19 protein-coding genes and 1 pseudogene are annotated in these 25628 nt (G+C 75.2%); 13 read left to right on the top strand and 7 right to left on the bottom strand.

The window, feature by feature from the left end:
- Positions 1 to 18: 18 nt before the first annotated feature.
- Both ACGFI1_RS13350 and ACGFI1_RS13345 read right to left on the bottom strand, forming a co-directional pair.
- Entirely contained in the window at positions 19 to 1407 is a 1389-nt protein-coding gene (locus tag ACGFI1_RS13350; protein WP_386869397.1) for an FAD-dependent oxidoreductase, read from the bottom strand.
- Between the two features lie 28 nt (positions 1408 to 1435).
- Positions 1436 to 2560, bottom strand: a complete 1125-nt coding sequence (locus ACGFI1_RS13345) for an amidohydrolase family protein (RefSeq protein WP_392785292.1) — start codon at positions 2558 to 2560, stop codon at positions 1436 to 1438.
- A 108-nt stretch (positions 2561 to 2668) separates the two neighbouring features.
- Between ACGFI1_RS13345 and ACGFI1_RS13340 the strand changes: the two genes are divergently transcribed.
- Positions 2669 to 4114, top strand: coding sequence for a hypothetical protein (locus ACGFI1_RS13340; protein WP_392785290.1), 1446 nt, complete (start codon positions 2669 to 2671; stop codon positions 4112 to 4114).
- A gap of 46 nt (positions 4115 to 4160) precedes the next feature.
- Here ACGFI1_RS13340 and ACGFI1_RS13335 read toward each other — a convergent pair whose 3' ends face one another.
- A complete protein-coding gene (locus tag ACGFI1_RS13335; protein ID WP_387075039.1) occupies positions 4161 to 4316 on the bottom strand; it encodes a hypothetical protein in 156 nt (51 codons plus the stop codon).
- A gap of 116 nt (positions 4317 to 4432) precedes the next feature.
- Here ACGFI1_RS13335 and ACGFI1_RS13330 point away from each other — a divergent pair, with 116 nt between their 5' ends.
- Positions 4433 to 4966 (top strand): CGNR zinc finger domain-containing protein, encoded by a 534-nt coding sequence (locus ACGFI1_RS13330; RefSeq protein ID WP_138637609.1) that lies wholly within the window; start codon positions 4433 to 4435, stop codon positions 4964 to 4966.
- Between the two features lie 60 nt (positions 4967 to 5026).
- A complete protein-coding gene (locus ACGFI1_RS13325) occupies positions 5027 to 6373 on the top strand; it encodes an FUSC family protein (protein WP_392785288.1) in 1347 nt (448 codons plus the stop codon).
- 82 nt (positions 6374 to 6455) lie between these two features.
- Here the strand turns inward: ACGFI1_RS13325 and ACGFI1_RS13320 are convergent, their stop codons facing one another.
- The gene (locus ACGFI1_RS13320) at positions 6456 to 7898 is read right to left on the bottom strand and encodes an LVIVD repeat-containing protein (RefSeq protein WP_386869405.1); all 1443 of its coding nucleotides are present in this window, start codon (positions 7896 to 7898) and stop codon (positions 6456 to 6458) included.
- 167 nt (positions 7899 to 8065) lie between these two features.
- Here ACGFI1_RS13320 and ACGFI1_RS13315 point away from each other — a divergent pair, with 167 nt between their 5' ends.
- A complete protein-coding gene (locus tag ACGFI1_RS13315) occupies positions 8066 to 9595 on the top strand; it encodes a peptide ABC transporter substrate-binding protein (protein WP_392785286.1) in 1530 nt (509 codons plus the stop codon).
- Here the strand turns inward: ACGFI1_RS13315 and ACGFI1_RS13310 are convergent.
- On the bottom strand, positions 9508 to 10911 hold the full coding sequence (locus ACGFI1_RS13310) for an MFS transporter (RefSeq protein ID WP_392785283.1): 1404 nt from the start codon (positions 10909 to 10911) through the stop codon (positions 9508 to 9510). The genes ACGFI1_RS13315 and ACGFI1_RS13310 overlap by 88 nt on opposite strands.
- 67 nt (positions 10912 to 10978) lie before the next feature.
- Here ACGFI1_RS13310 and ACGFI1_RS13305 point away from each other — a divergent pair, with 67 nt between their 5' ends.
- From ACGFI1_RS13305 to ACGFI1_RS13290, 4 genes are all read left to right on the top strand, one after another.
- On the top strand, positions 10979 to 11548 hold the full coding sequence (locus ACGFI1_RS13305; protein WP_138637614.1) for a TetR/AcrR family transcriptional regulator: 570 nt from the start codon (positions 10979 to 10981) through the stop codon (positions 11546 to 11548).
- 61 nt (positions 11549 to 11609) lie between these two features.
- Positions 11610 to 12635 (top strand): LacI family DNA-binding transcriptional regulator, encoded by a 1026-nt coding sequence (locus ACGFI1_RS13300; RefSeq protein ID WP_138637615.1) that lies wholly within the window; start codon positions 11610 to 11612, stop codon positions 12633 to 12635.
- A 204-nt stretch (positions 12636 to 12839) separates the two neighbouring features.
- On the top strand, positions 12840 to 13403 hold the full coding sequence (locus tag ACGFI1_RS13295) for a TetR/AcrR family transcriptional regulator (protein ID WP_392734392.1): 564 nt from the start codon (positions 12840 to 12842) through the stop codon (positions 13401 to 13403).
- Between the two features lie 8 nt (positions 13404 to 13411).
- Complete coding sequence (locus tag ACGFI1_RS13290) at positions 13412 to 14197, top strand: MBL fold metallo-hydrolase (protein WP_386869414.1); 786 nt, start codon at positions 13412 to 13414, stop codon at positions 14195 to 14197.
- Between the two features lie 23 nt (positions 14198 to 14220).
- Here ACGFI1_RS13290 and recD2 read toward each other — a convergent pair whose 3' ends face one another.
- Positions 14221 to 16458: an SF1B family DNA helicase RecD2 gene (gene recD2 / locus ACGFI1_RS13285; RefSeq protein ID WP_392785281.1), complete on the bottom strand. Its 2238-nt coding sequence runs from the start codon at positions 16456 to 16458 to the stop codon at positions 14221 to 14223.
- Between the two features lie 65 nt (positions 16459 to 16523).
- Here recD2 and ACGFI1_RS13280 point away from each other — a divergent pair.
- Positions 16524 to 17273 (top strand): annotated as a pseudogene (locus ACGFI1_RS13280) (PA domain-containing protein); the annotation flags it as partial.
- 142 nt (positions 17274 to 17415) lie between these two features.
- Positions 17416 to 18705: a M28 family peptidase gene (locus tag ACGFI1_RS13275; protein ID WP_392785278.1), complete on the top strand. Its 1290-nt coding sequence runs from the start codon at positions 17416 to 17418 to the stop codon at positions 18703 to 18705.
- Here the strand turns inward: ACGFI1_RS13275 and mtnA are convergent.
- Positions 18695 to 19723, bottom strand: coding sequence for an S-methyl-5-thioribose-1-phosphate isomerase (mtnA, locus tag ACGFI1_RS13270; protein ID WP_392785276.1), 1029 nt, complete (start codon positions 19721 to 19723; stop codon positions 18695 to 18697). The genes ACGFI1_RS13275 and mtnA overlap by 11 nt on opposite strands.
- Before the next feature lie 149 nt (positions 19724 to 19872).
- On the opposite strand from mtnA, the gene ACGFI1_RS13265 reads away from it, so the two are divergent.
- The 3 genes from ACGFI1_RS13265 to ACGFI1_RS13255 are packed head-to-tail and all read left to right on the top strand — an operon-like array spanning position 19873 to position 25505.
- Positions 19873 to 20709, top strand: a complete 837-nt coding sequence (locus ACGFI1_RS13265) for a hypothetical protein (RefSeq protein ID WP_392785275.1) — start codon at positions 19873 to 19875, stop codon at positions 20707 to 20709.
- Complete coding sequence (locus ACGFI1_RS13260) at positions 20706 to 22217, top strand: DNA polymerase Y family protein (protein WP_392785273.1); 1512 nt, start codon at positions 20706 to 20708, stop codon at positions 22215 to 22217. The genes ACGFI1_RS13265 and ACGFI1_RS13260 overlap by 4 nt, the downstream gene beginning before the upstream one ends.
- Before the next feature lie 9 nt (positions 22218 to 22226).
- A complete protein-coding gene (locus ACGFI1_RS13255) occupies positions 22227 to 25505 on the top strand; it encodes an error-prone DNA polymerase (protein ID WP_392785271.1) in 3279 nt (1092 codons plus the stop codon).
- Positions 25506 to 25628 lie beyond the last annotated feature (123 nt).

The raw sequence follows: 25628 nt of genomic DNA, 5'->3' as shown, positions 1-25628 counted from the left end.
AAGCGATCAGGAAACCGGTCAGCACCCGGCGCGCATGTCCGCCTCGACGGCGTCGGCGGCCTTGCGGGCGGCGACCAGCACCGGATCCCAGACGGGCGCGAACGGCGGCGCGTAGCCGAGGTCGAGACCGGTCATCTCCTCGACCGTCATCCGGTTCCACAGCGCGATGGCGAGGCCGTCGATGCGCTTGGCGGCGTTCTCCCGCCCGACGATCTGCGCGCCGAGCAGCCGGCCCGACCGGCGCTCGGCGACCAGCTTCGTCTTCATCTCGGTGGCGCCCGGGTGGTAGCCGGCGCGGGTCGTGGACTCGACGGTCGCGGTCACCGCCGCGAACCCGGCGGCGGCCGCCTCCCGCTCGTTCAGCCCGGTCCGCGCCACCTCCCAGTCGCAGATCTTGGACACGGCCGTGCCGAGGACGCCGGGGAAGGTGGCGTAGCCGCCGCCGAGGTTGATGCCGGCGACCCGGCCCTGCTTGTTGGCGTGCGTGCCGAGCGGGATCGCGGCGGGACCACCGGACACCAGGTGGCGGCTCTCGACGCAGTCGCCCGCCGCCCACACCCGTTCGGTCCGGGTCCGCATCCGCCGGTCGGTGACGACGCCGCCGGTCGGGCCGGTCTCGATCCCCGCCGCGCGGGCGAGCCCCGTCTCCGGCTTCACGCCGAGGCCGAGGACGACGAGGTCCGCCGGGAGCGTGCGGCTCCCGGTGCGGACGGCGGTGACGTACCCGTCCGGCCCGGTGTCGAAGCCCTCGACCGGCTCCCCCAGGTACAGCTTCACGCCGAGGCCGCGCATCGCGTCCGCGACGGTCGCGCCCATGTCCGGGTCGAGCGTCCCCATGGGCTGCTCCGCGGCGTCCACCAGGGACACCTCCAGGCCGCGCATCACCATCGCCTCGGCCATCTCCAGGCCGACGTAGCCGCCGCCGACCACGACGGCGCGGCGCGCCTCGCGCTCTTCGAGGGCCTCGACGATCGCGACCCCGTCGTCCAGGATCTGGACGCCGTGCACGCCCTTCGCGTCCACGCCCGGCAGCGGCGGCCGGACGGGCACCGCGCCCGTCGCGATCATCAGGTCGTCGTAGGACTCCCAGCGCTCGCCGCCGCCGTCGACGTCGCGGAGCCGGACCCGGCCGCCGTCCGGGTCGATCTCCACCGCCTCGGTGCGCATCCGCAGGTCGATGCCGCGCTCGGCGAACTCGGCGGGGGTGCGGGCGATGAGCTGGTCCAGGTCGCCGACCACGCCGCCGACGAAGTACGGGATCCCGCACGCCGAGTAGGACGCGTAGTGGCCCCGCTCGACAGCGATGATCTCCAGTTCGTCCGGGCCGCGCCGCCGGCGGGCCTGGGACGCGGCGCTCATCCCGGCGGCGTCGCCCCCGATGACGAGCAGGCGTGCACGTGCGGCCATGCCGGTTCCTCCCAGAAGATCGCGTTCATCACCGACCATAGACGCGGCGGGCGTTGCCCGACGCGACCAGCCCCGCGACGCGTTCGGCGTCCGCCGCCGCCCACGCGCCGTCCTCCACCCCGCCCGCGAGGAACCCGGCGAGGCCGCGCCGGAACAGCAGCGCGCCCAGGTGGTACAGCTCGGCGAGCCCGAACGCGTCCGAGGAGTACAGCACCTTCCCGAACGGCGCCAGCTCCAGCAGCTCGGCGATCAGCGCGGGCGAGCGGTGCCCGAGGTTGTGGGTCGCGAGCCCCGCGTCGACGTAGACGTTCGGGAGCACCTGGGCGAGGTAGCCCGCGTGCCGGTGGAACGGGTAGTTGTGCAGCAGCATCGCGGGGACGGGGTCCATGGCGCGCAGCAGCCCGATCAGCAGCAGCGGGTCGCCGCGGCGCAGGTCGGCGTCCGCGTCCCCGTACCCGACGTGGAACTGGACGGGCAGCCCGGCGTCGACCGCGCACCAGACGAGGAACCGGTGCAGGGCCTCGTCGCACACGCGCGGCGCCGTCCCGGCCGCCTCCGCCGCGCGCATCAGCCGCCCGGCCGCCTCCGCCGCCTCCGCGTCGGACGGCCGCTCCCCGGACAGCTCCAGCCCGGCCCGGTAGGCGGCGATCGACTTCGCGCCGGCGGGGCCGCCCGCGTCGATGCGGGCGTCGAGCCGGGCGCGCACCTCGTCGGCGAACCGCGCGGCCTCCACCCCGTCCGCCGCGACCTGCTCGGCGACGGTCTCCAGCCGGACGATCTCGTGGGCGGCGGCCCCGGCGAGCCGGCCGAGTTCCGGCGGGTCGAGGATCGCCTCCGGGCTGTAGCCGGTGTCGACGTACAGCGCGTCCAGGCCGGCTGCGGCGAGGAACCGCCGGTTGACCTCGGCGGCGCCGAGCTCGGCCCGCCGGGCGAGGTAGTCGCCCGGCTCGGCGTGCGCGTCCAGGTCCAGGACGGGCGGGCACCAGCGCCGCAGCGCGAACCCCACCTGCGTGTCGAACATGCTCACGCCGGGCGGTCCCGACGTCTCCGCCTCGGTGAGCGACTCCTCGAACTCCGTCCGGTCGAGGTCGCGGCCGAGGACGCCGTGGCAGTGGTGGTCGACCAGCGGCAGCGACTCCAGGTACTCCAGCACGGCGCCCGCCTCCCTGAAACAAGCCGGTGTTCTCCCTACGATGCCCTTACGGGCCCTTACAGGCCGTGCCCGCCTCCTCCGCCGCCACTCCGACCGGGAGCCAGCACCGTGGAACAGACCTCCGAGACCGCGCCCGGCGACCCGGGCCCCGACGCGTACGCGCTCGACGGGCGCGAACGGGCGCGGCTCGGCGGGCGGGCCGCCGAGGCCGCCCGCCGGCTGTCCGGGCAGGGCATCGCGGCGGTCGCGCTGACCTGGGTGGACGTCAGCGGCATCACCCGCACCAAGACCGTCCCGGTGGGTCGGCTGGAGCACGCCGCCGCGTGGGGCGTCGGGATGTCGCCGGTGTTCGACGTGTTCCTGCTGGACGACTCGATCGTCTCCGGCCGGTACATCGGCGGGCCCACCGGCGACCTGCGGCTGCATCCCGTCCTGGAGCGGCTCGTGCCGATGGCGGCGCTGCCCGGCTGGGCGCACGCGCCCGCGCTCCGGTACGCGCAGGACGGCACCCCGCACCCGCTGGACGCGCGGGCCCTGCTGCGCCGCGAGACCGACCGGCTCGCCGCGCGGGGCTGGTCGGTGAAGGCCGCGTTCGAGATCGAGTGGGCGGTGTCGAAGGGCGAGGGGGACGCGTTCGTCCCCGCGTGCAAGGGCCCGGCCTACGGCATGACGCGGGTCACCGAGCTGGCCGGATACCTGCGGGACGTCCTGCACGCGCTGAAGGAGACCGGCATCACCGTCGTGCAGCTGCACCCCGAGTACGCGGCCGGGCAGTACGAGGTCTCGGTGGCAGCCGAGGACCCGCTCGGCGCTGCCGACACCGCCGTGCTCGTCCGGGAGACGGTCCGGGCCGTCTCGATGGAGCACGGGCTGGCCGCGTCGTTCTCCCCCAAGGTCGACGCCGACTCGGTCGGCAACGGCTGCCACGTGCATCTCAGCCTGTGGCGCCGGGACGGGTCGGACGGCCCCGCGAACGCGATGGCGGGCGGCTCCGGCCCGTACGGGATGACGGCCGCCGGGGAGTCGTTCGCGGCGGGGATCCTGCACCGGCTCCCGGCGCTGCTGGCGGTCGGGGCGCCGACGGTGGCGAGCTACCTGCGGCTGATCCCGTCGCACTGGGCGAGCGCTTTCGCTTGCTGGGGGCTGGAGAACCGGGAGGCGGCGCTGCGGTTCATCACCGGCGCCGACGGCGAGCGGGCGACGGCCGCGAACCTGGAGGTCAAGTGCCTGGACGCCGCCGCGAACCCGTACCTGCTGCTGGCGGCGCTGCTCGCGGCGGGGCGGGACGGCCTCGGCGCCGACCGGCGGCTGCCCGAGCCGGTGCAGACCGACCCCGCGGGCTTGTCGGAGGAGGAGCGCGCGGCCCGGGGCATCACGCCGCTGCCGGCCTCCCTCGCGGCGGCGGTCGCGGCGTTCGAGGCGGACGCCGCGCTGCGGGACGCGCTCGGCGAGGCGGTCGTCGACACGGTCGCGACCGTCCGGCGCGGGGAGATCGACCTGCTGGACGGCGCGACCCCGGAGGAGATCGCCGCCGCCACCCGCTGGCGCCACTGAGGGAGGTGCGGTGCGGTCAGAGGCGGTCCGGTTAGAAGCAGGCCGGTCAGAGGCGGTCCGGCGCCGCGCCGTCTGCGCGGCCGGCGGCCACGACGGGGCCCGCGTCGAACCGCTGCACGCGCATCTGCAGCCGGCCGCACGCGCAGCGGGTGTAGGTCACCACGCCCTCGGAGGTCAGGTGCCGCGACAGCACCTCGTACACATCGGACTCGGGCCAGCCACAGCGCGGGCATTCCACGGCGCATCCCCAGGGACGTCTGTAAGGGTTGTATCCAAGATAACATTTACAGACGTCAGGGTGAACCGGAGGCAGGGGTAATGGGCGTCACGGGCTACAAGAGCCACGGGGTATCGGCGGCCGCCGCGCTGGTCAACGCCGTGACCAGCGCGGGCGGGGACGCCTCGGCGGACGCGCTGCGCCGCATCCTGCGCGAGAACGAGTTCTTCTGGCGCGAGTTCGAGGACGCCGACGCCGAGGACTTCCGCGCCTGGGGCCGCATCCTGCGGCCGTTCTTCGAGGCCGAGCGGCTGCAGGACGCGACGGCGCTGCTCAACCGGCTGATGCTGGAGATCCCCATGCACCCGCACCTGTCCGACCACGAGCCGCACGGCCTGCACATGCACTACGCGCCGCCCTCGTCCCGGCTCACCCACCGGTTCCGGGCGACCACGCTGATGAACCTCGCCGAGCTGATCGTCGAGCACGGCCTCGGCCGCACCGGGGTCTGCGCCGCCGACGGCTGCGACCGGGTGTACGCCGACACGTCCCGCGCGGGGCGGCGCCGGTTCTGCTCGGAGGCGTGCGCGAACCGGACGAACGTCGCCGCGTTCCGGGCCCGCCGGCGGACGTGATCTGACCCGCATTCTGGGACTTTGCCGCAATATTGCCAGCGTGCGGGAAGGACTCCCGGCATGTCGCTCCCGTTCCTGCGCCGCCGCTCCCGTGCGGGCGACCGCGCGTCCGGTGACGGCCGCCGCGCCCGCCGCCCGCCGCTCCGCGTCGCGACGGAGGTGCAGTCCACCGCCTACAAGATCGCCCGGCTGACGCTCACCGCCGTGCTGGCGTTCGTGCTGGCCACGGCCGTGCTGCCGGCGGGCGGGCCGCAGCCGCTGCTGTCCCCGCTGACCGCGCTGCTCGTCGTGCAGTTCTCCGTCGTCGGGACGATCAAGGCGAGCATCCTGCGGGTCGCCGCGGTCACCTCCGGGGTGCTGGTCGCGGTGATGGCCGCGAGCACCATCGGGTTCTCCTGGTGGACGCTCGGCCTCACCATCCTCGCCGCGCTGGTCATCGGGCACGTCCTGCGGCTCGGCGAGCACGTGCTGGAGGTGCCGATCTCCGCGATGCTGATCTTCGCGCTGGGCGCGGCCAGCGAGGCGGGCGCGGCCGAGCGGGTGCTGGAGACGCTGATCGGCGCCGCCACCGGGCTGGCCGCGACGCTGCTGGTCCCCTCGGTGCGGGTCCGCCCGGCGGAGGAGGCCGTCGAGGACATCTCGGGCAAGCTGCGGACGCTGATCGAGGAGATCGCCGAGGGGCTGCGCGGCGACCGGACCGCGGGCGAGGCCGCCCGCTGGCAGGAGGAGGCCGAGCGGCTCGCCCGCGGGATCGGCCGGACCGACCGCGACCTCGGCGCCGCCGAGGAGAGCGTCCGGCTCAACCCGCGGGCGCGGCGGCTCGTGGACGCCGGCGTCGCGCTGCGCAACGCCATGGAGACCATGGAGCACTGCATGCTCTCGCTGCGCGGGCTGACCCGGTCGCTGGCCGACGACGAGCGGTTCGGCGAGCGGGGCCGGCTGATGACCGACCCGCTGCTGCGCCGCGAACTCGGCGACGCCCTCGCCGGGATCGCCGCGAGCATCGCCGCCTACGGCCGCCTCGCCCGCTCCGACCTCGCCCGCGACGCCCGCCCGTTCTACGCCGAGCACGATCTGGAGGTGCGGGTGGACGTGGCCCGCGAGCGCCGCGCCCGGCTCCGCCGGGAGCTGCACGGGCGGGCCGCGGCCGGGGACCTGTGGCCGCTGTACGGGGAGGTGTCGATGGACGTCGACCGCCTCATCGAGAACCTGCGCGTCGAGCACCGGGCCCGCGCCCGGGAGCACTGGCGGCGGCACCGCGGCGCGGAGCGGCACCTGCCCGCCCGGCCGGTCCAGGTCGTCCAGCAGGCCGGGCACCAGCTGCGCCGGGCCGCCGGGTCCGCCGTCCAGGCCGCCGAGCGCACCGCCCGCCACCCCGGCGACAAGCGCTCACACGACGGGCGCTGACACGACTGGTCTCAGATACAGACCGGCGCTGTGACGGCGAAGGCCCGCCCCTGGCCGGGGCGGGCCTTCGTGTGCGGCGGTGTCAGCGGAAGGTCGGCTCCAGGACGTCGACGCCGCGCGTGTTGTCGGCGACGTAGACGTACTTGCCGTGCCAGTAGGGCTGCCAGGACGCGGCGTCCGCCGGCCGGTAGTAGGCGACCTGCCGGGGGTTCGTCGGGTCGCGGACGTCCAGGAACCGCGTGCCCTGCGAGTAGAACGACTGGACGATCACGCCGTCGCGGACGTCGAAGTAGTGGGCGGAGCAGTCCGTGCTGGTGGGGTCGCTGCCCTCCTTGCCCGCGACGCCCCATGTTCCGACGGTGTGCAGGCGGAACTTGTTCTCCGGCGTGGACCGCCAGCCCTCACCGCCGTAGGAGCCCTCCAGCGACGCGATGACGAGCAGCCCGTCGTTGGCGCAGCCGTCGTTGAACGTCTCCTCGGTGATGTACAGCAGCTTGCCGTTGCCCCACCTGCGCGGGTCGGCGGCCTGGTTCCGCGTGCCGCCCACTGCCCGGTAGCTGTTGTGCATGAAGGTGGAATTGGTGGTGGCCTCGTCGAGGCCTCCGCCCGCGAACGGGACGGGGTCGACGGCCGTGGCCTTCCGCCACTTCTTCGCCACCGGGTCGTAGTGGCGGCCGGTGGTGTAGTACCCGCGCACGCCGCCGCGCCCGGACGCCCACGCGACCCCGTTGGAGTCGACCTGGATGTCGTGGGTGTAGTCGGTCTTGCCGTCGTTGCGGCCGGTGTCGATCGGGTCCTTGTGGACCTTCGGCTTGGCCGGGTTGCGGACGTCGGTCACCCAGACCGGGCGGCCGCCCCAGTCGGCGGGCATCCAGTCGGCCTTGGCGGGACCGCCCGTCCACAGGTACTTGCAGTCGTTCACGCACGTCGTGGTGTGCCCGGCCGGGACCTTGACGTAGGTGATCTGGCGCAGGCTCTCCGGCTTGGACGCGTCCACGACGTAGATGCCCGACTCGCCGGTCCGGGTGTTGCCGCCGAACGCGCGCGGGTCCCGGGACAGGTAGATGATCTTGCGCTTGGGGTCGAAGTCGGTGTCCTCGGTCTCCCACATGCCGGGCATGTTCAGCTGCCCGACCAGCTTGGGGACCTTGGGGTCGGCGGTGATGTCGTAGGCCTTCAGCCCGAAGTCGCCGGTCGCGTACATGATCGTGCGCTTGTGCCGGCCGTGGCCGTAGTCCATGAACATCAGGGAGATGGCGCCCTTGGCGTCGGTCACGCCGCCGACGCGCCGCACGCCCTTGACCGCCTCGGACTTCTCGGTCGCCGCGGCGTCCGCCCGGTGGAAGTGCCCGGCGTGGCCGCCGGTCCCCTCCGCCTGGGCGGCCTGCCCCGCGGCCTGGGTGGTCTGGTTCTCGGGCTCGGGCGGGCATGCCCAGGCGCTGCCGGCCAGCAGCGCCACGGACGCCGCGACCGCCACGCCGCCCTGGATCAGGCGCCCGGCGGGGATGGATGTGCGGGGGAGCATCGCGCCTCCACGGAAGAGGATCATCGCAAGCGCCAGTGTGACCGCGGCCACGTGCTTGATCAACAGGCGGCCGGTCACGAAATGGACTCAGGACCGTAAGGACTGGTGGGACCTGTCCGGCTGCTCTACGCTCGCGGCGTCGGCCGGCTCCGGCTCCCAGGAGAGGCATGAAGAGTTCCACGCGTACCGCGGCCCTGGTCACCGGGGCGGTGGTGGTGCTGCTGGCCCCCGTCGCGGCCCTGCGGGCGTGGAGCGAGCCCGCCGACCCGCGGATCTCGGTGGGCGCCGCCGCCCCGGCGACGCTGCTGCCGGGCGACGTCCGCGACACGTCCGGTCGCATGATCGCGAACGCGGTGTGGACGGGCCTCGTCTCCTACGACCCGGAGACCGGCGCGCCCGCGAGCGCCGCCGCCGCGTCGGTCACCAGCCCGGACCGGCGGGTGTGGACGGTCCGGCTGCGGCCCGGCGCGACGTTCCAGGACGGCTCGCCCGTCACGTCCCGCTCGTTCACCGGCGCCTGGACGGCCGCCCTGCGCGAGGGCTGGGCGGGCGCGCGCCTGTTCACCGACGTCGCGCACGTCAAGGGCGCCCGGCGGGGCGCGGAGAGCATGGCCGGGCTCAAGGTGAAGGACGACCTGGCCTTCGAGGTGACGCTCGACCGTCCGCTGAGCGGATTCCCCGCCCTCCTCGGCGACCCCGCGTTCTTCCCGCTCCCCGACAGCGTCCTCACATCGCGCGACTGGGCGTCCTATGGTCGGAGACCGGTCGGGAACGGCCCGTTCACGGTGGCGTCGCGGAGCGCGCGGGAGATCGTCCTGCGGCCCCGGTCGGGCAAGGGCCGCTCGGTGGCCGTGAAAGTGATGCCGGACGCGAAGGCGCAGTACAGCGCCACGGCCACGGGCGAGTTGGACGTCGCCACGCAGGTGCCGCCCGACCGGCACGAGTCGATGGAGGCCGACTTCGGGAAGCGGCACCGCGCCGTCCCCGGCCGGGACGTGACGTACCTGGCTTTCCCGGCGTGGGCGGAGCGGCTGGCGTCCCCCACGGTCCGGTCGGCGCTGTCGATGGCGATCGACCGGTCCGCGGTGACCGAGGGGGCGCTCGGGCACCAGTACTCCCCGGCCGACTCCCTCATGGCGCCGGGCATCCTCCCCGGCCGCCGCGAGGGGCAGTGCCGGCTGTGCGTGCACGACTCGAAGGCCGCGGTCGCCGCGCTCTCCGACGCGGGCGGGCTGACGGGGCCGCTGAACATCTGGTACGAGGCGGACCGGGGCGACGACGCCTGGGTCAAAGCGGTCGCCGACCAGCTCCGCAAGGAACTCGAGCTCGACGCGCGCCCCCGCCCGGTCACCGGCCTCCGCGAGGCCGTGGCCGGCCGCGAGGTGGACGGCCCGTTCGTCGTCCACACCACGGCCGCCTACCCCGCGCCCGTCGCCGCGCTCACCCCGCTGCTGGCCGCCGGGACCGGGTTCGACGACGCCTACACGACCGGCCTCGTCGCCGACGCCGAGAAGGCCGCCACCGCCGACGACGGCGTGATCCCCGCGCGCCTCGCGGAGAGCGCGATGCTGCGGGACATGCCCGCGATGCCGCTGTGGTCCGCCCACGATCACCTGGTCTGGTCGGAGCGGGTGCGCGGCGTGACCGCGGGCGCCTTCACCGGCCTGCGCCTCGACCGGCTGGCGCTCAGGAGGTAGAGGGCCGGAAGCGCGCCGGCCAGGGCCAGCGCCGCCGCGGTGAGCAGCATCCCGCCGGTCCCGGCCAGGCCGTAGGGGACGCCGAGGACCGCGACGCCCACCGCGATGCCGAGCTGCTTGGCGGTGTTCGTGATCCCGGCGGCGACGCCCGCGCGCTCGGCCGGGGCCGCCTCCAGGGCGACCTGGCTGGACACCAGGTTGCCGATCGCCGCGAGCCCGCCGAGGGCGAATCCCGGCACCATCGCGGGCCACGAGCCCGTCCGGTACGTCGCGGCGAGCAGCAGCGTCGACAGCACGGTCAGCAGCGGCCCGGCCGCCACGAGCGCGGCGGACGGGACGCGGTGCGCGACCCGCGCGAGCAGCAGCGGCGCGGCCAGCGCCGGCGCGCTGTAGGTGAGGAACCAGAGGCCCGCCTGCGCCGGCGGGGTGCCCATCGGGCCCTGCACGTAGAGCGAGAAGTAGGCCAGGGACCCGGTGCCGGCGGCGTGCGAGAACAGCGCGGCGGACGCGTTCGCCGTGTACAGGCCGTCCCGCAGCAGCGACAGGTCGATCATGGGTTCGGGGACGCGTCGCCGCGCGAGGACGGTGAGCGCGGCGGCGCCCGCCGCCGCCGGGACCAGGACGCCGGGCGCGTGCCAGCCCAGCCGGGGGATCTCGATGAGCGCCCACAGCAGCCCGCCGAGGCCCGCCGTCAGGAGCACGGCGGCGGCCGGGTCGAGCGGGCGGGGCCGCGGGTCCCGCGACTCGGGCACGGTCAGGGCGGCGACGGCGAACGCGGCGACGCCGACCGGCACGTTGAGGAAGAAGATCGCCCGCCAGCCGAGCAGCCCGGTGAGCGCGCCGCCGACCAGCGGGCCTGTCGCGATGGCGGCGCCCGCCGCGGCGGCGTACACCCCGAGCGCGCGGTTGCGGCCCCGGCCCGCCGGATACGCCGCCGCGAGCAGCGGCGACGCCGTCCCGTAGAGCACGGCCGCGCCGATCCCCTGCACGGCGCGGAAGGCGTCCAGCACGGGCGCCGACGGCGCGAGCCCGCAGGCCAGGGACGCGCCCGTGAAGGCGGCGAGCCCGCCGAGCAGCATGCGGCGGCGGCCCAGCCGGTCGGCCAGCGCGCCCGCCGTCAGCAGCAGCCCGGCGAGCGCGAGCGCGTAGGCGTCGACCGCCCACTGCACCTCCGCGAGGCCGGCGCCGAGGCCGCGGCGCATGTCGGGGAGCGCGATGTTCACCCCGACGAGGTCGAGGACGAGCAGGTACCCGGCGGCCGAGGCGACCGCGAGGGTCCAGGCCGGGCGCCGGCGAGGGGGCTGGCGAGGGGGCATGGGTCCGGACCTCTCGTTAATATACGGTGTAGATATACGGCGTATATTAACCGCTAGACTGCCGGTCATGAAGACCCCCGCGCCGCGCGGTCGCGGCACCCGCGGCCTCACCCGCGAGGAGGTGCTGGACGCGACCCTGGAACTCGCCGAGGAGCGCGGCCTCGACGCGGTGAGCATGCGCGGCGTCGCCGACCGGCTCGGCGTGACGCCGATGGCGCTCTACCGGTACGTCGGCGACAAGCAGGGCCTCCTGGACGGCCTGGTCGAGCGCCTCATCCGGGAACTGCCGGACGACGACCCCGCGCTGCCCTGGCAGGACCGGCTCCGCGCGTTCGGCGCCGGGGTGCGCGAGGTCGCGCGGCGCCATCCGGCGGTGTTCCTGCTGCTGTTCACGCGGCCGACCGTGACCGGGGAGGCCCGGCGGGCCCGCGACGCGGTGCAGGCGATGCTGCGCAGCGCCGGGGTGCCGGACGACGTCGTCCCGCCGCTGCAGCGGCTGCTGGACACGATCGGGCTGGGGCTCGCGGCGTCCGAGGCCAACGGCCGGTTCACCGGCACCGCCGAGGACGTCGACCGGGTCTACGACCTCGCGGAGGACCTGCTCATCGCGGCCGTCGAGCGCTACGCGCGGCAGTGATGTGCGTCTCCGCGCGGGTACCGGCTTTCGGAGCCGCCGCCGAGATCCTTATGCTTCCAGCATGCAGCAGGAGGACGAACCCGGCCGGGTGACCCTGGCCCAAGTGGCCGATCAGGCCGGAGTCTCCATTTCGACAGTTTCGAAAGTGCTCAACGGCCGCGAGGACGTCGCCCGCAAGACCCGCCTCCGGGTGGAGCGCCTGCTGGAGCACCACGGCTACCGGCGCGGCTCCCGGTCGGGCCCCGACGCGCCGCTCATCGAGATCGTCCTCCACGAGATCGAGAGCCTGTGGACCATGGAGCTGATCCGCGGGGTGGAGAGCGTCGCCAAGGCCAACGGCGCGAGCCTGGTGCTGACCGAGAGCGGCACCCGGCACTCCCCCGGCCCCGAGTGGATCAGCGGGGTGCTGCGCCGCCGCCCGCTCGGCGTCGTGCTGCTGTTCTCCAGCATGCCGCCGGAGTACAAGAAGCGGCTGCGGTCCCGCTCGATCCCGTTCGTCATCATCGACCCCGCCGGGGACCCCGAGCCCGACGTCCCGTCGGTCGGCTCGGCCAACTGGTCCGGCGGCCTCGCGGCGACCCGGCACCTCATCGACCAGGGGCACCGGCGCATCGCGATCATCACCGGGCCGGCGGACATGCTGTGCTCGGTCGCGCGGCTGGACGGCTTCCGCTCCGCGATGAGCATGGCCGGGCTGGACGTCGAGCCGTCGTACGTCTCCTACGGCGACTTCCACGTGGACGGCGGCTTCGAGCGGGCGATGGAGCTGCTCGGCCGGCCCGACCGGCCGACCGCGATCTTCGCCGGCAGCGACCTGCAGGCGCTCGGCGTGCTGGAGGCCGCGCGGGTGCACGGACTGCGCGTCCCGGACGACCTGTCGGTGGTCGGGTACGACGACGTCGCGGTGGCGCCCTGGGCGAGCCCAGCGCTCACGACCGTCCACCAGCCGCTGCGGCAGATGGCGGAGTCCGCCGCGCAGATCATCCTCGGCATCCGCAACGGGGAGCCGGTCGCGACGCGGCTGGAGCTGTCGACCAGCCTCGTCGTCCGCAAGAGCACCGCGCCGCCGCCTCCCGAGCAGGGCTGACGGCGGCGCACCTCCCCACGGCCAGGGCCGGGTCCACGGGAAGGTGCCCCGAAAGATGTCAATATCTCGACAGGAACTTTCGCTCGCGAGTTTCTTCCAAGGTCTCAATCATTCCTTGTGAAATGGGGACTTACCGTCGAAACACTGCGAGAAGCTCCGGATGCGCTGTGAAGTTTGTAGACCGGTCTGTCTAGTCTGTCGGGCATGGCACCGCGCGGAGAGACGAGAGAGCGGGTCCTGCGGACGGCCGCGGACCTGTTCCAGCGGCAGGGGTACCACGGCACCGGGGTGAATCAGGTGCTCGCGGAGAGCGGCGCGCCGAAGGGCTCGCTGTACTTCCACTTCCCGGACGGCAAGGAGCAACTCGCGGCCGAGTCGGTGGCGCTGTCCGGCCGGACGGTCGCCGAGGCGCTCACCGCGGCCGTCCTCGCCGCGCCCGACGGGCGGGCCGGCCTCGCGGCCATCGGCGAGCACTTCGCCCGGAGCCTTCTGGAGTCGGACTTCGGCAAGGGCTGCCCCATCGCGACCGTGGCCCTGGAGACGGCCGGCGCGAGCGAGGCCCTCCGCGCCGCCTGCGACACCGCCTACGGGGAATGGCTGGACGGCCTCCGCGCCGCGCTGCGCGGCTGGGGGGTGCCGGAGGAGCGGGTCGGCCCGCTGGCCGCGCTGGTCCTGTCGTCCCTGCAGGGCGCCATCATGCTCGCCCGCGTCCAGCGGGACGTGACCGTCGTCCACCAGGTCACCCGCCAGCTCGCCGACCATCTGTGAGGAGTCCCATGCGCGTTCACCACCTCGACTGCGCCCCCATGCGGGAGATCGAGCCCGCCGACGGGCCGGAGAGCCCGCTGCGGCCGGCGCGGGCCGCCGGTCACGTGCTGCTGGTCGAGACGGACTCGTCCGGCCTGCTCCTCGTGGACGCCGGGATCGGCCTCGGCGACATCGAGCGCCCGTCCGAGCGGCTGCTCGACGACTGGGTGGAGATGGCCGGGCCGACGCTGGACCCGGCCGCGACCGCCGTCCGGCAGGTCGAGGCGCTCGGGTACTCCCCTGCCGACGTCCGGCACATCGTCCCGACGCATCTGCACCGCGACCACGCGGGCGGGCTGAGCGACTTCCCGGACGCGGCCGTGCACGTCTTCGAGGCGGAGCGGGCGGACGGCGGCAAGACCCCGGCGCAACTCGCCCACGGCCCGGAATGGGTGGCCTACGCGGACGGCGAGGGCGAGACCTGGCACGGGTTCGACGGCGTCCGGGCCCTGGACGGCGTGGCCGGGGAGATCCTGCTCGTCCCGATCGGCGGGCACACGCCGGGGCACGCGGGCGTCGCGGTGCGGGACGGGGACCGCTGGCTCCTGCACGCCGGGGACGCGTACATGTACCACGGGGAGGTCGACCGCCCCGAGCCGGTGACGCATCCGCTGATGGAGCTCGTCCAGGCGGGCGGCGAGGTGGACCGGGAGCTGCGGCTCGCGAACGTCGCCCGGCTGCGGGAGCTGGCGCGCGGCGGCGAGGTCGAGGTGTTCTGCGCCCACGACCCCTGGGAGCTGGCCCGCTACCGCTGAGCCGGCCACCACTGGGACGGGCCCTATCGCTGGGACAGCCGGTGGGCGAGGGCGGTGTGGCGGCGGCCCGCGCCCGCGGTGCGGACGGCGGCGGCGAGGGCGCGCCGCGAGCCGACCAGCACCACCAGCTTCTTCGCCCGGGTGATGCCGGTGTAGAGCAGGTTGCGGCGCAGCATCATCCACGCGCCGGTGGTGAGCGGGACGACGACCGCCGGGTACTCGCTGCCCTGCGAGCGGTGGATCGTGATCGCGTAGGCGTGGGCCAGCTCGTCCAGCTCGTCGAAGGCGTAGCCGATGCTCTCGTCCTCGTCAGTGAGGACGGTGAGCGACTGCTCCTCCAGGTCGACCTTCGTGACGACGCCGACCGTGCCGTTGAAGACGCCCGCCTCGCCCTTGTCGTAGTTGTTGCGGAGCTGGGTGACCTTGTCGCCGACGCGGAAGACGCGGCCGCCGTAGCGGCGCTCGGGGCGGGCGTCGTCGTGCGGGGTCAGCGCCTCCTGCAGGAGCGAGTTCAGCGAGCCCGCCCCGGCGGTGCCCCGGTGCATGGGCGCGAGGACCTGGACGTCGCGCCGCGGGTCGAGCCCGAACTTGCGCGGGATGCGGTTGGCGACGACGTCCACGGTCAGCTCGGCGGCCTCGTCCTGCTCCTCGCACGGGAACAGGAAGAAGTCGGCGTAGCCGCGGGTGTGCGGGTGCTCGCCGGCGTTGACGCGGTGCGCGTTGACGACGATGCCGGACTCCTGCGCCTGCCGGAAGATCTTCGTGAGCCGGACGCGCGGGATCACCTCGGCGCCGAGCAGGTCGGCGAGGACCTCGCCCGCGCCGACGGACGGGAGCTGGTCGACGTCCCCGACGAGCAGCAGGTGCGCGCCGCGCGGGATCGCCTTCACCAGCTTGTTCGCCAGGACGAGGTCGACCATGGAGCTCTCGTCGACCACGACGAGGTCGGCGTCGAGCGGGGTGTCCTGGTCGTACTTGGGGTCGCCGCCCGGCTGGAGCTGGAGCAGCCGGTGGACGGTGGCGGCCTCGTGCCCGGTCAGCTCGGCGAGCCGCTTGGCGGCCCGCCCGGTCGGCGCCACCAGGACGATCTTGGCATGCTTCGCGGCGGCCAGCTCCACGACCGAGCGGACGGTGAAGCTCTTGCCGCAGCCGGGGCCGCCGGTCAGCACCGACACCTTGGACGTCAGCGCGAGCTTGACGGCCTCCTCCTGCTCGGCGGCGAGCGCCTGGCCGGTGCGCTTCCGCAGCCACGGGAGGGCCTTGCCCCAGTCGACGTCGGCGAACGCCTTCAGCCGGTCGGTGGGCGCGTCGAGCAGGTCGAGGAGGCCGCGGGCGAGCGAGCGCTCGGCCCGGTGGAACGGCACGAGGTAGACGGCGGGGATGGTGGCGGCGTCGTCGCCGTCCCCCGGGATCGGCTCCCGGACGACGCCCTCGTCGCGGGCCAGCTCGTCCAGCGCCGGGACGATCAGCTCCTTCGGCACGCCGAGGATCTTCTCCGCCGCGGTGACGAGGTTCGGCTCGGGCAGGAAGCAGTGCCCGTCGTCGGCGGCCTCCGACAGCGTGTACTGGAGGCCCGCCTTGATGCGCTCGGGGCTGTCGTGCGGGATGCCGACGGCCTGCGCGATCGTGTCGGCCGTCTTGAACCCGATCCCCCACACGTCGGAGGCGAGCTGGTACGGCCGCTTGCGCACGGTGTCGATCGACTGGTCGCCGTACTGCTTGTAGATGCGGACGGCGAGGGACGTGGAGACGCCGACGCCCTGCAGGAAGACCATCACCTCCTTGATGGCCTTCTGCTCCTCCCACGCGTCCCCGATCCGCTTGCTGCGCTTCGGGCCGAGGCCGCGGACCTCCACGAGCCGCTTCGGCTCCTCCTCGATGACGCGGAGGATGTCGGTACCGAAGTGCTCGACCATCCGGTCGGCCATCACCGGCCCGATCCCCTTGATCATGCCGGAGCCGAGGTAGCGGCGGATGCCCTGGATCGTCGCCGGCAGCACGGTCGTGTACGAGTCGACCTCGAACTGCTTGCCGTACTTGGGATGCGAGCGCCACCGGCCCGTCAGCCGCAGGCTCTCCCCCACCTGCGCGCCGAGCAGCGCGCCGACCACGGTGAGCAGGTCGCTCCCGCTCTTGGCGGTCGCGACGCGCGCGACGGTGTACCCGGTGTCCTCGTTGGCGTAGGTGATCCGTTCCAAGACCGCGTCAAGCTCCGCCGGTCGCGGCGCGGCGCTGGGGTCGGGGCTCGGGGAGGTCGGCACGATCTCCATGATGGACGATCCGGCCGGCGGGATGGCCGGATCCGGCAGGCGCGCTGGATCTCCGCATGATCGGGACGTACGTTCCGGGCGCACCCGTACCGCACCTTCAGCAGGCGTACTGGGAGGTAACGCTGGTGTTCCGCTCCCGAACCCGGGCACTGGCGGCGCTGAGCGCCCCCGCCCTCGCACTCACCATGGCCGCCGTCCCCGCCGCGGCCTCGTCCCCCGCCCCGCCCGGCTCGATCGCGGGCTTCACCGACGCGCACGCGACGTGGCAGCGGCAGTACGAGCGGCTGTTCGGCGCCGTGCCGTCCGCGCGGACCGCCCGCGCCCTGGACGCCGAACTGGCGCGCGAACCGGGGCTGACCACGACGACCGGCGACTGGCACCGCGTCCAGCGGATCGTCCGGCATTTCCGGTCGTACGGGCTGAAACCCGAGATCCGGACGTACTACGCGTACCTGTCGATGCCGCAGCGCGTGAAGATCGACATGACCGCGCCCCGGCACCGGGCGCTGCCGGTCAAGGAGAAGAAGCGGCCCTGGCAGGAGTACTACGACCAGGTCATCCCCGGGCACAACGGCTTCTCGCCGTCCGGGGACGTCCGGGGCGAGGTCGTGTACGCCAACTACGGGCGGCCGGAGGACTTCGACCTCCTCGCGAAGAACGGCGTCTCGGTCAAGGGCAAGATCGTCCTCGTCCGGTACGGGGCGGTGTTCCGCGGGATCAAGCCGCGCGAGGCCGCCAAGCGCGGCGCCGAGGGCGTGCTCATCTACTCCGACCCCGCCGACGACGGCTACGCGAAGGGCGCGGTGTACCCGGACGGGCCGTGGCGCGCCCCGGACGGCATCCAGCGCGGCAGCATCGCGCAGATCCAGCTCGCCGCCGGCGACCCGCAGACCCCCCGGCTGGGCCTCGGTGAAGGGGGCGCACCGCGTCCCGCCGTCGCAGGCCCCGATGCTGAAGGGGCTCATCCCGACCGCGCCGATCTCCTACGGCGCCGCCGAGCCGCTGCTGCGCGCGCTCAAGGGCGAGCAGGCCCCGAAGGACTGGCAGGGCGGCCTGCCGTTCCCCTACCGGCTCGGGCCGGGCGGCACGAAGGTCCACCTCGATCTGCGGAACGAGTACCAGGTGCGTCCGCTGTGGGACGTCACCGTGCGCATCCCCGGCAGCGAGCACCCCGAGCAGGAGGTCATCCTCGGCGCGCACCACGACGCGTGGACGTACGGCAGCAGCGACAACCTGTCCGCCACGGAGAACGTGCTCCAGGTGGGGCGCGCTCTGGGCAGGCTCCTCAAGGAGGGCTGGCGGCCCAAGCGCACCGTCGTCCTGGCCACCTGGGACGGTGAGGAGTACGGGCTCTTCGGCTCCACCGAGTACGCCGAGCAGCGGGCGGGGCAGCTCCGCAACGCCGTCGCCTACGTGAACATGGACGGCGCCGCGGGCTCCCACTTCGGCGCGTCGGCGACACCGGCGCTGGACCAGTCGGTCATCGACGCGTCCAAGGAGGTGTCCTGGCCCGGCACGGACGGGACGCTGTACGAGGCGTGGAAGGCGCAGAACGACGGGAAGACGCCGATCGACCGCATCGGCGGCGGCTCGGACTTCCAGGCGTTCTTCCAGCGGTACGGCGTGCCCGCGATGGACGTCGGCGCCGCGTCGCCGGGCAGCGCCGGGAACTACCACTGCGCGTGCGACGACTACTACTGGATGTCGCACTTCGGCGACCCGACCTGGGAGTACCACGCCGCCATGTCGCGGCTGGCCGGCATCGCGACGCTGCGGCTCGCGAACGCCGACGTCGTCCCGATGGGCTACCGACCGTACGCGGCGGAGACGGTGCGGTACCTGGAGGCGTTCGCCGCCGAGCAGCGCGAGCGGCTCGGGTCCGTCGCCGTGGACGTCTCCCGCGACATCGCGCAGGCCAAGGCGTGGCAGCGCGCCGCCGAGGCGCTGCAGGCGCGCGCGGGCGAGGCGCTCCGCGCGGGCGACGCCACCGCGTTCCGCCGCCTCAACGCCAAGATCATGCAGACCGAGCGGGACCTGCTGACGGCGGCGGGGCTTCCGGGCCGCCCCTGGTACCGGCACCAGATCTACGCGCCGGGCATCGACACCGGGTACGCCACGCAGCGGCTCCCCGCGCTCAACGACGCCCTGTTCGTCGACCGCGACGTCCGCACCGCCAAGGCGTACGAGGCGCGGCTGTACGAGAGCCTGCGCGCCGCCACCCGCACCCTCACGCCCTGAACCGGGCGGGGGTGGTGCCCGCCGACACCTCCAGCACGCCCGTCTCGGTGACCAGCGCGGTCACGAGGCGGGCGGGGGTGACGTCGAACGCGGGGTTGAAGGCGTCCACGCCCTCGGGGGCGGTGCGTACTCCGCCCCAGGCCAGCACCTCGTCGGCGGGGCGATCCTCGATCGGGATCCCGGTGCCGTCCGGGAGCGCCGGGTCGACGGTGCTCCACGGGGCGGCGACGACGAGCGGGATCCCGGCCTCCCGGCAGGCGAGCGCCACGCCCACCGAGCCGATCTTGTTGGCGGTGTCGCCGTTGGCGGCGATCCGGTCGGCGCCGATGACGGCGACGTCGACCAGTCCGCGCAGGATCGTGCTCGGCGCGGCCCCGTCCGCCTGGACGACGCACGGGATGCCGGCCCGGTCGAGCTCCCACGCGGTGAGCCGCGCGCCCTGCAGCAGCGGGCGGGTCTCGTCGGCGTAGACCATCTCGACGCGGCCGCGCTCGTGCAGGTTCCGGACCACGCCGAGCGCCGTCCCCCACCCGGCGGTGGCGAGCGCGCCCGCGTTGCAGTGCGTGAGGACGCGCAGGGGCCGGTCGCCGACCCGGCGCAGGATCCAGTCGGCGCCGAACGCGCCGATCGCGCGGTTGCCGCGCACGTCCTCGTCCAGCAGCGCCTGCGCCTCGGCCGCCACCGCGTCGGCGCCCTTGGCGACGAACGGCAGCACGCGGTCGACCCCCGCCGCGAGGTTGACCGCCGTCGGCCGGGCCTCGCGCACCTCCGCGATCGCGGCGTCGCGGGCGGCGTCGTCCCATCCCTCGCGGGCCGCCTGGAGGACGGCGACGGCGACGCCGAACGCACCCGCGACGCCCAGCGCGGGCGCGCCGCGCACGACCAGCCGGCGGATCGCGTCCACGAGCGTCCCGACGTCGCGGGCCACGACGTACTCCACCCGCCCGGGCAGGACGGTCTGGTCCAGCAGGCGCAGCCCGTCGCCGGTCCACTCCAGGGTTCGCACGTCGTTCGTCATACCGCCCATGATGCCCGCAAAATACCGCGAACCCTGACGCCACCGGGCTTTCCGCCCTCCGCGACTCCACTGCGTGACCTGCGATAACTTGACAGAGGTCGAACTTGTGTTCGAAATTGTGCGGGGACGGATGTGAGAGGAGGGCGACGGTGGCGGAGGCCGCGCTGCGGGACCTGTCGGCGGTGCTGGAGACGGCGCGCCCTCCCGCGCGGCACGGCGCCGAGACGGTGCCCGTGCTGCCCGCGCTGCGGCCCGTGCTGCCCGGCGGCGGGCTGCGGCCCGGCTCGGTCGTCGGGCTCGGCGGGTCCGGCGCCGCGTCCCTCGGCCTCGCGCTCGTCGCCGGCGTCTCCCGGCACGGCGGCGCGGACGGCGCCGGCGGCTGGTGCGGCGTCGTCGGCGTCCCCGACTTCGGCGTCCTCGCCGCCGCCGGGATGGGCGCCGCGCCCGAGCGGCTGCTGCTCGCCGACGACCCGGGCGACCGCTGGCCCGACGTGGTCGCCGCGCTGGCCGAGGCCGTCGACCTGGTGCTGCTGCGCCCGCCCGAGCGGCCGGGCGCCGCCGCCGTCCGGCGGCTGTCGGCGCTGGCCCGCAGGCACGGCTGCGTGCTGGCGCTGACCGGCCCGTTCGCCGGCGACTGGGCGGGCGTCCGGCTCCGCCTCCGGCTGGACGACGCGGCCTGGGAGGGCCTCGGCGACGGCCACGGCCGGCTGACCGGCCGCCGCGTCCGGGTCACCGCCGAAGGCCGCGACGCGCCAGGCGCCGGCCGCAGCGCCCGCCTCTGGCTCCCCGCCCCCGACGGCACGGTCACGCCGGACGAGACCGCCCGGCCGCCGCTCGAACTCGTCCCCGGCGCCGTTTCGGCGGGCGCGCGGGTCCACACGCCCCGGCCGCTGCCACCGCGTTCGCCGAGGGCGGCGGCCGGCGGCGCGCAGGAACCGGTGGGCGCCGGCGCGGCCGCGCGCGGCCCCGGAGAGGGGGCCGCGTGACGCGGGTGCTGGTGGTGTGGTGCCCCGACTGGCCGCTCACCGCGGTCGGGATCGAGGCGGCCACGGCCGGCGCGGTCGTGGTCCAGGGGCGCGTGGCCGCGTGCTCGGCGGCGGCGCGCGCCGAGGGGGTGCGGCGCGGGCAGCGGCTCCGGGACGCGCAGCGCCGCTGCCCCGAGCTGGTCGTCCGCGAGCGCGACACCGACGCCGAGGGGCGGCGGTTCGAGGAGGTCGTGGCGGCCGTCGCGGAGCTGGCGCCGCGCGTGGAGGTGGTGCGGCCGGGGCTGTGCGCGATCGCGGCGCGGGGCCCGGCGCGCTTCTACGGCGGCGAGGAGGCGCTGCGCGTCCTCGTGCAGGACACGGTCGTCGAGGCCGGGCACGACTGCGGCTCCGGCGTCGCGGACGGGCTGTTCGCGGCCGAACTGGCGGCGCGCGCCGGGGAGGGCGGCGTCGTGGTGCCGGACGGCGGCGCGGCGGCGTTCCTCGCCCCCTACCCGCTGTCCGTGCTGGACCGTCCCGAGCTGGCCGACCTGCTGCGCCGGCTCGGGATCCGGACGCTCGGCGACTTCGCGGCGCTGCCGTCCGGGCACGTCGCGGGCCGGTTCGGGGCGGACGGGGCGCTCGCGCACCGGCTGGCGCGCGGCGAGGAGCCGCGCCCGCTCGCGCCCGCCCACGCCTTGGCCGACCTGTCGGTGCGGGCGGGGTTCGACCCGCCCGCCGAGCGCGCCGAGCAGGTGGTGTTCGCGGCCAAGCGGCTCGCGGGCGACCTGCACGCCGGGCTCGCGGCGGGCGGGCTGGCGTGCGTCCGGCTGGAGGTCGCGGTCGGGTTCGCGGACGGCGACGTGCAGCGGCGGCTGTGGCGGCACGACGGCCTGTCGGCGCTGGCCGTCGCCGAGCGGGTGCGGTGGCAGCTCTCGGCCTGGCAGGGCGGCTCCGCCGACGCCGTGTGGGGCGGCGTGACGTGGGTCGAGCTGGCCCCCGACCAGATCGTCCCGGACGAGGGCCGCCAGGAGTCGCTGTGGGGCCGGACGGCCGTGACCGAGCGGATCACGCGTGCCGCCGACCGCGTCCAGGCGCTGCTCGGCCACCACGGGATCACCCGGCCGGTGCTCGCGGGCGGCCGGGGGCCGGGCGAGCGGGTCGTGCGGGTACCGGTCGGTGACCTGCCTCCGCAGGGGGCGCCCGGCGGGCCGTGGCCGGGACGCGTGACGGGCCCCGCGCCGGCGGTCGTCCCCGCGGCGCCGCCCTCGGCGGAGCTGGTCGACGCGTCCGGCGGGCCGGTGGTGGTGTCGGCGCGGTGCGAGGTCTCCGCGCCGCCGGCGGCGCTGGTGTTCCGGGGGCAGCGCTCCGCCGTCACCGGGTGGACGGGCCCGTGGCCCGCCGACGAGCACTGGTGGGATCCCGGTGCCGCCCGCCGCCGGGCCAGGTTCCAGGTCACCACCGACGACGGCACCGCGTACCTGCTCGCCGTCGAGGGCGGCCGCTGGCACATCGAGGCCGTCTATGACTAGGCACCGCACATGACCGGCTGGCACAACCCCCCGATCCCGTGGCGGGAGTTCGAGGAGCGGCTGTCGTGGCGGCCCGGCACGGCCGAGCCGCCGGCGGAGGAGGTCCCGGCGGCTCCGGAGGTTCCGCGGCGCGCCGAGGCGGAGGTGCCCTGGGCGGAGCTGCACGTCCACTCGTCGTTCAGCTTCCTGGACGGCGCCAGCGACCCCGCCTCGCTCGTCGCGGAGGCGGCGCGGCTCGGCGTGGAGGCGATGGCGGTCACCGACCACGACGGCATGTACGGGGCGGTGCAGTTCGCGCAGGCCGCGCAGGACGCCGGGATCGGCACGGTGTTCGGCGCGGAGCTGAGCCTCGGCCTGCCGGGGCCGCAGACCGGGGAGCCCGACCCGGCCGGCCGGCACCTGCTCGTCCTCGCGCGCGGCGCCGCCGGCTACGCGCGGCTCTGCTCGGCGATCACGTCGGCGCAGCTCGCGGGCGGCCGCAAGGGCCGTCCCGTCTACGACCCGGACGCCCTCGCCGGGGCGCACGGCGGCCACTGGGCGGTGCTGACCGGGTGCCGGAAGGGCCCGGTCCCGGCGGCGCTGGAGGCGGGCGGCCCCGGCGCGGCCGAGCGGGAGCTGCGGAACCTGATCGGCATGTTCGGCCGGGAGAACGTGTTCGTCGAGCTGATCGACCACGACCAGCCCGACGACGACCTCCGCAACGACGCGCTGTTCGCGCTCGCCGGCCGCGTCGGCGTGGACGTCGTCGCGTCCAACAACGTGCACTTCGCCGCGCCGGGCGCGGACGCGCGGCTGGCGCAGGCGCTCGCCGCCGTCCGGGCCCGCCGCAGCCTGGACGACATGGCCGGCTGGCTGCCCGCGGCGGGCACCGCGCACCTGCGGTCCGGCGCGGAGATGGCGCGGCGGCTCGCGCGGTTCCCCGGCGTCCGGGAGCGGACGGTCGCGCTGGCCCGCGAGTGCCGGTTCGGCTTCGAGGTGATGGCGCCCCGGCTGCCGGACTGGCCCGTCCCGGACGGGCACACCGAGGCGAGCTGGCTGCGGCACCTGGTGGCGGAGGGCGCGGTCCGGCGGTACGGGCCGCCCGAGCGGGAGCGGCAGCCGGGCGCGTACGCGCAGATCGCCAAGGAGCTGGACGTCATCGAGCAGCTCGGCTTCCCCGGCTACTTCCTGATCGTGCACGACATCGTGGAGTTCTGCCGGAGCAGGGGCATCCTGTGCCAGGGGCGCGGGTCGGCGGCGAACTCGGCGGTCTGCTACGCGCTCGGCATCACTGGCGTGGACGCCGTCCGGCACGGCCTGCTGTTCGAGCGGTTCCTGTCCCCCGGGCGCGACGGCCCGCCCGACATCGACCTCGACATCGAGCACCGCCGCCGCGAGGAGGCCATCCAGTACGTCTACGGCAAGTACGGGCGCGAGTGCACGGCGCAGGTCGCGAACGTCATCAGCTACCGGCCGCGCATGGCGGTGCGGGACGCGGCCCGCGCGCTCGGGCACTCCCCCGGCCGGCAGGACGCCTGGTCGAAGGGCATCGACCCGCGCGACCCGGTCGGCTCCGAGAACGACGTCCCGGCGCCGGTCATGGAGCTGGCGGGCCGGATGCTGGCGCTGCCGCGCCACCTCGGCATCCACTCCGGCGGCATGGTCATCGCGGACCGGCCGGTCGGGGAGATCTGCCCCATCGAGTGGGCGGCGATGGAGGGCCGCAGCGTCCTGCAGTGGGACAAGGACGACTGCGCGGCGGCCGGGCTCGTGAAGTTCGACCTGCTCGGCCTCGGGATGCTCGCCGCGCTGCACGACTGCTTCGACCTGGTGGAGGAGCACCACGGGCGCCGCTACGACCTGCAGTCCGTCCCGCCGGAGGACCCCCTGGTCTACGACATGCTGTGCGACGCCGACACGGTCGGGGTGTTCCAGGTGGAGTCGCGGGCGCAGATGGCGACGCTGCCGCGGCTGCGGCCCCGCGAGTTCTACGACCTGGTCGTGGAGGTGGCGCTGATCCGGCCGGGGCCGATCCAGGGCGGGTCCGTCCACCCGTACCTGCGGCGCCGGAAGGGCCTGGAGCCGGCCGAGTGCCCGCACCCGCTGATGGAGCCGGCGCTCGGCCGGACGCTCGGCGTGCCGCTGTTCCAGGAGCAGATGATGCAGCTCGCCGTCGACTGCGCCGGGTTCACCCCGGCCGAGTCCGACCAGCTCCGGCAGGCGATGGGCGCCAAGCGCGCCCCCGAGCGGGTGGAGCGGCTGCGGCGCCGGCTGCTGGACGGGATGGCCGAGCGCGGCATCCCGGCCGGGATCGCCGAGAGCGTCTACGAGAAGATCCTCGGCTTCACCGGGTTCGGGTTCCCCGAGTCGCACGCGCAGAGCTTCGCGCACCTGGTGTACGCGAGCGCCTGGCTGAAGCGGCACCACCCGGCCGCGTTCACCGCCGCGCTGGTGCGGAACCAGCCGATGGGGTTCTACAGCCCGCAGAGCCTCATCGCCGACGCCAGGCACCACGGGGTCGTGGTCCGGGGCGTGGACGTCAACGCCAGCGCCGTCCACCCGACGCTGGAGGAGCCCGTGGAGGTCGACTCCGACCATCCGCACGCGCCGGGCGAGCCGCAGCCGGCGATCCGGCTCGGCCTGTACGGGGTCCGGAACCTGGGCGAGGACGCGGCGGAGGCCATCGCGGCAGGGCGCCCCTACACGAGCATGGAGGACCTCGCCCGGCGGGTGCCGCTGTCGGCCGGGGCGCTGGAGGCGCTCGCCACGGCGGGTGCCTTCGACGGGCTCGGCCTGTCGCGGCGGGAGGCGCTGTGGGCCGCCGGGGCGCTGGCCGGTTCCGGTCCCGGGCGGCTGGAGGGCGTGACGCCGGGCGCGGCGGCGCCCGCGCTGCCCGCGATGACGCCGATCGAGGAGACCCTCGCCGACCTGTGGGCGACCGGGGTGTCCCGCGTGCACCCGGTCGCGCACGTCCGGGAGGCCCTGGACGAGCTCGGCGCCCTCCCGGCGGCGCGGCTGGCCGGGACGCCCGGCGAGACCAACGTCGTCGTCGCCGGGCTCGTCACCCACCGGCAGCGCCCGCCGACCGCGGGCGGCATCGTGTTCATGACGCTGGAGGACGAGACCGGCATCATCAACGTGGTGTGCCCGCCGCCGGTGTTCGAGCGGTACCGGGGCCTCGCGGTCGACGCGCAGGCGCTGCTGGTCGGCGGGCGGCTGGAGCGCGCCGACGGGGTCGTGAACATCCGCGCGACCCGGCTGCGCCGGCTGCCCGTGCCCGGCCGGGTCAAGGCGCGCAACTTCCACTGAGCCGCGGCCGGCGGCAGGACGCTAGAACCTCGGGCCGCCCTCTGTCATCGTATGGAAGCGTCGGGGCCGCGTGCCGCCGTGGGGCGGCCGCCAAGACGCGGCTCGCGGGGAAAAGGTGATCTC

The sequence above is a fragment of the Actinomadura geliboluensis genome (assembly GCF_043197915.1).
Classification (GTDB): domain Bacteria; phylum Actinomycetota; class Actinomycetes; order Streptosporangiales; family Streptosporangiaceae; genus Spirillospora; species Spirillospora geliboluensis.
This window is presented reverse-complemented; position numbering and strand designations above follow the sequence as displayed.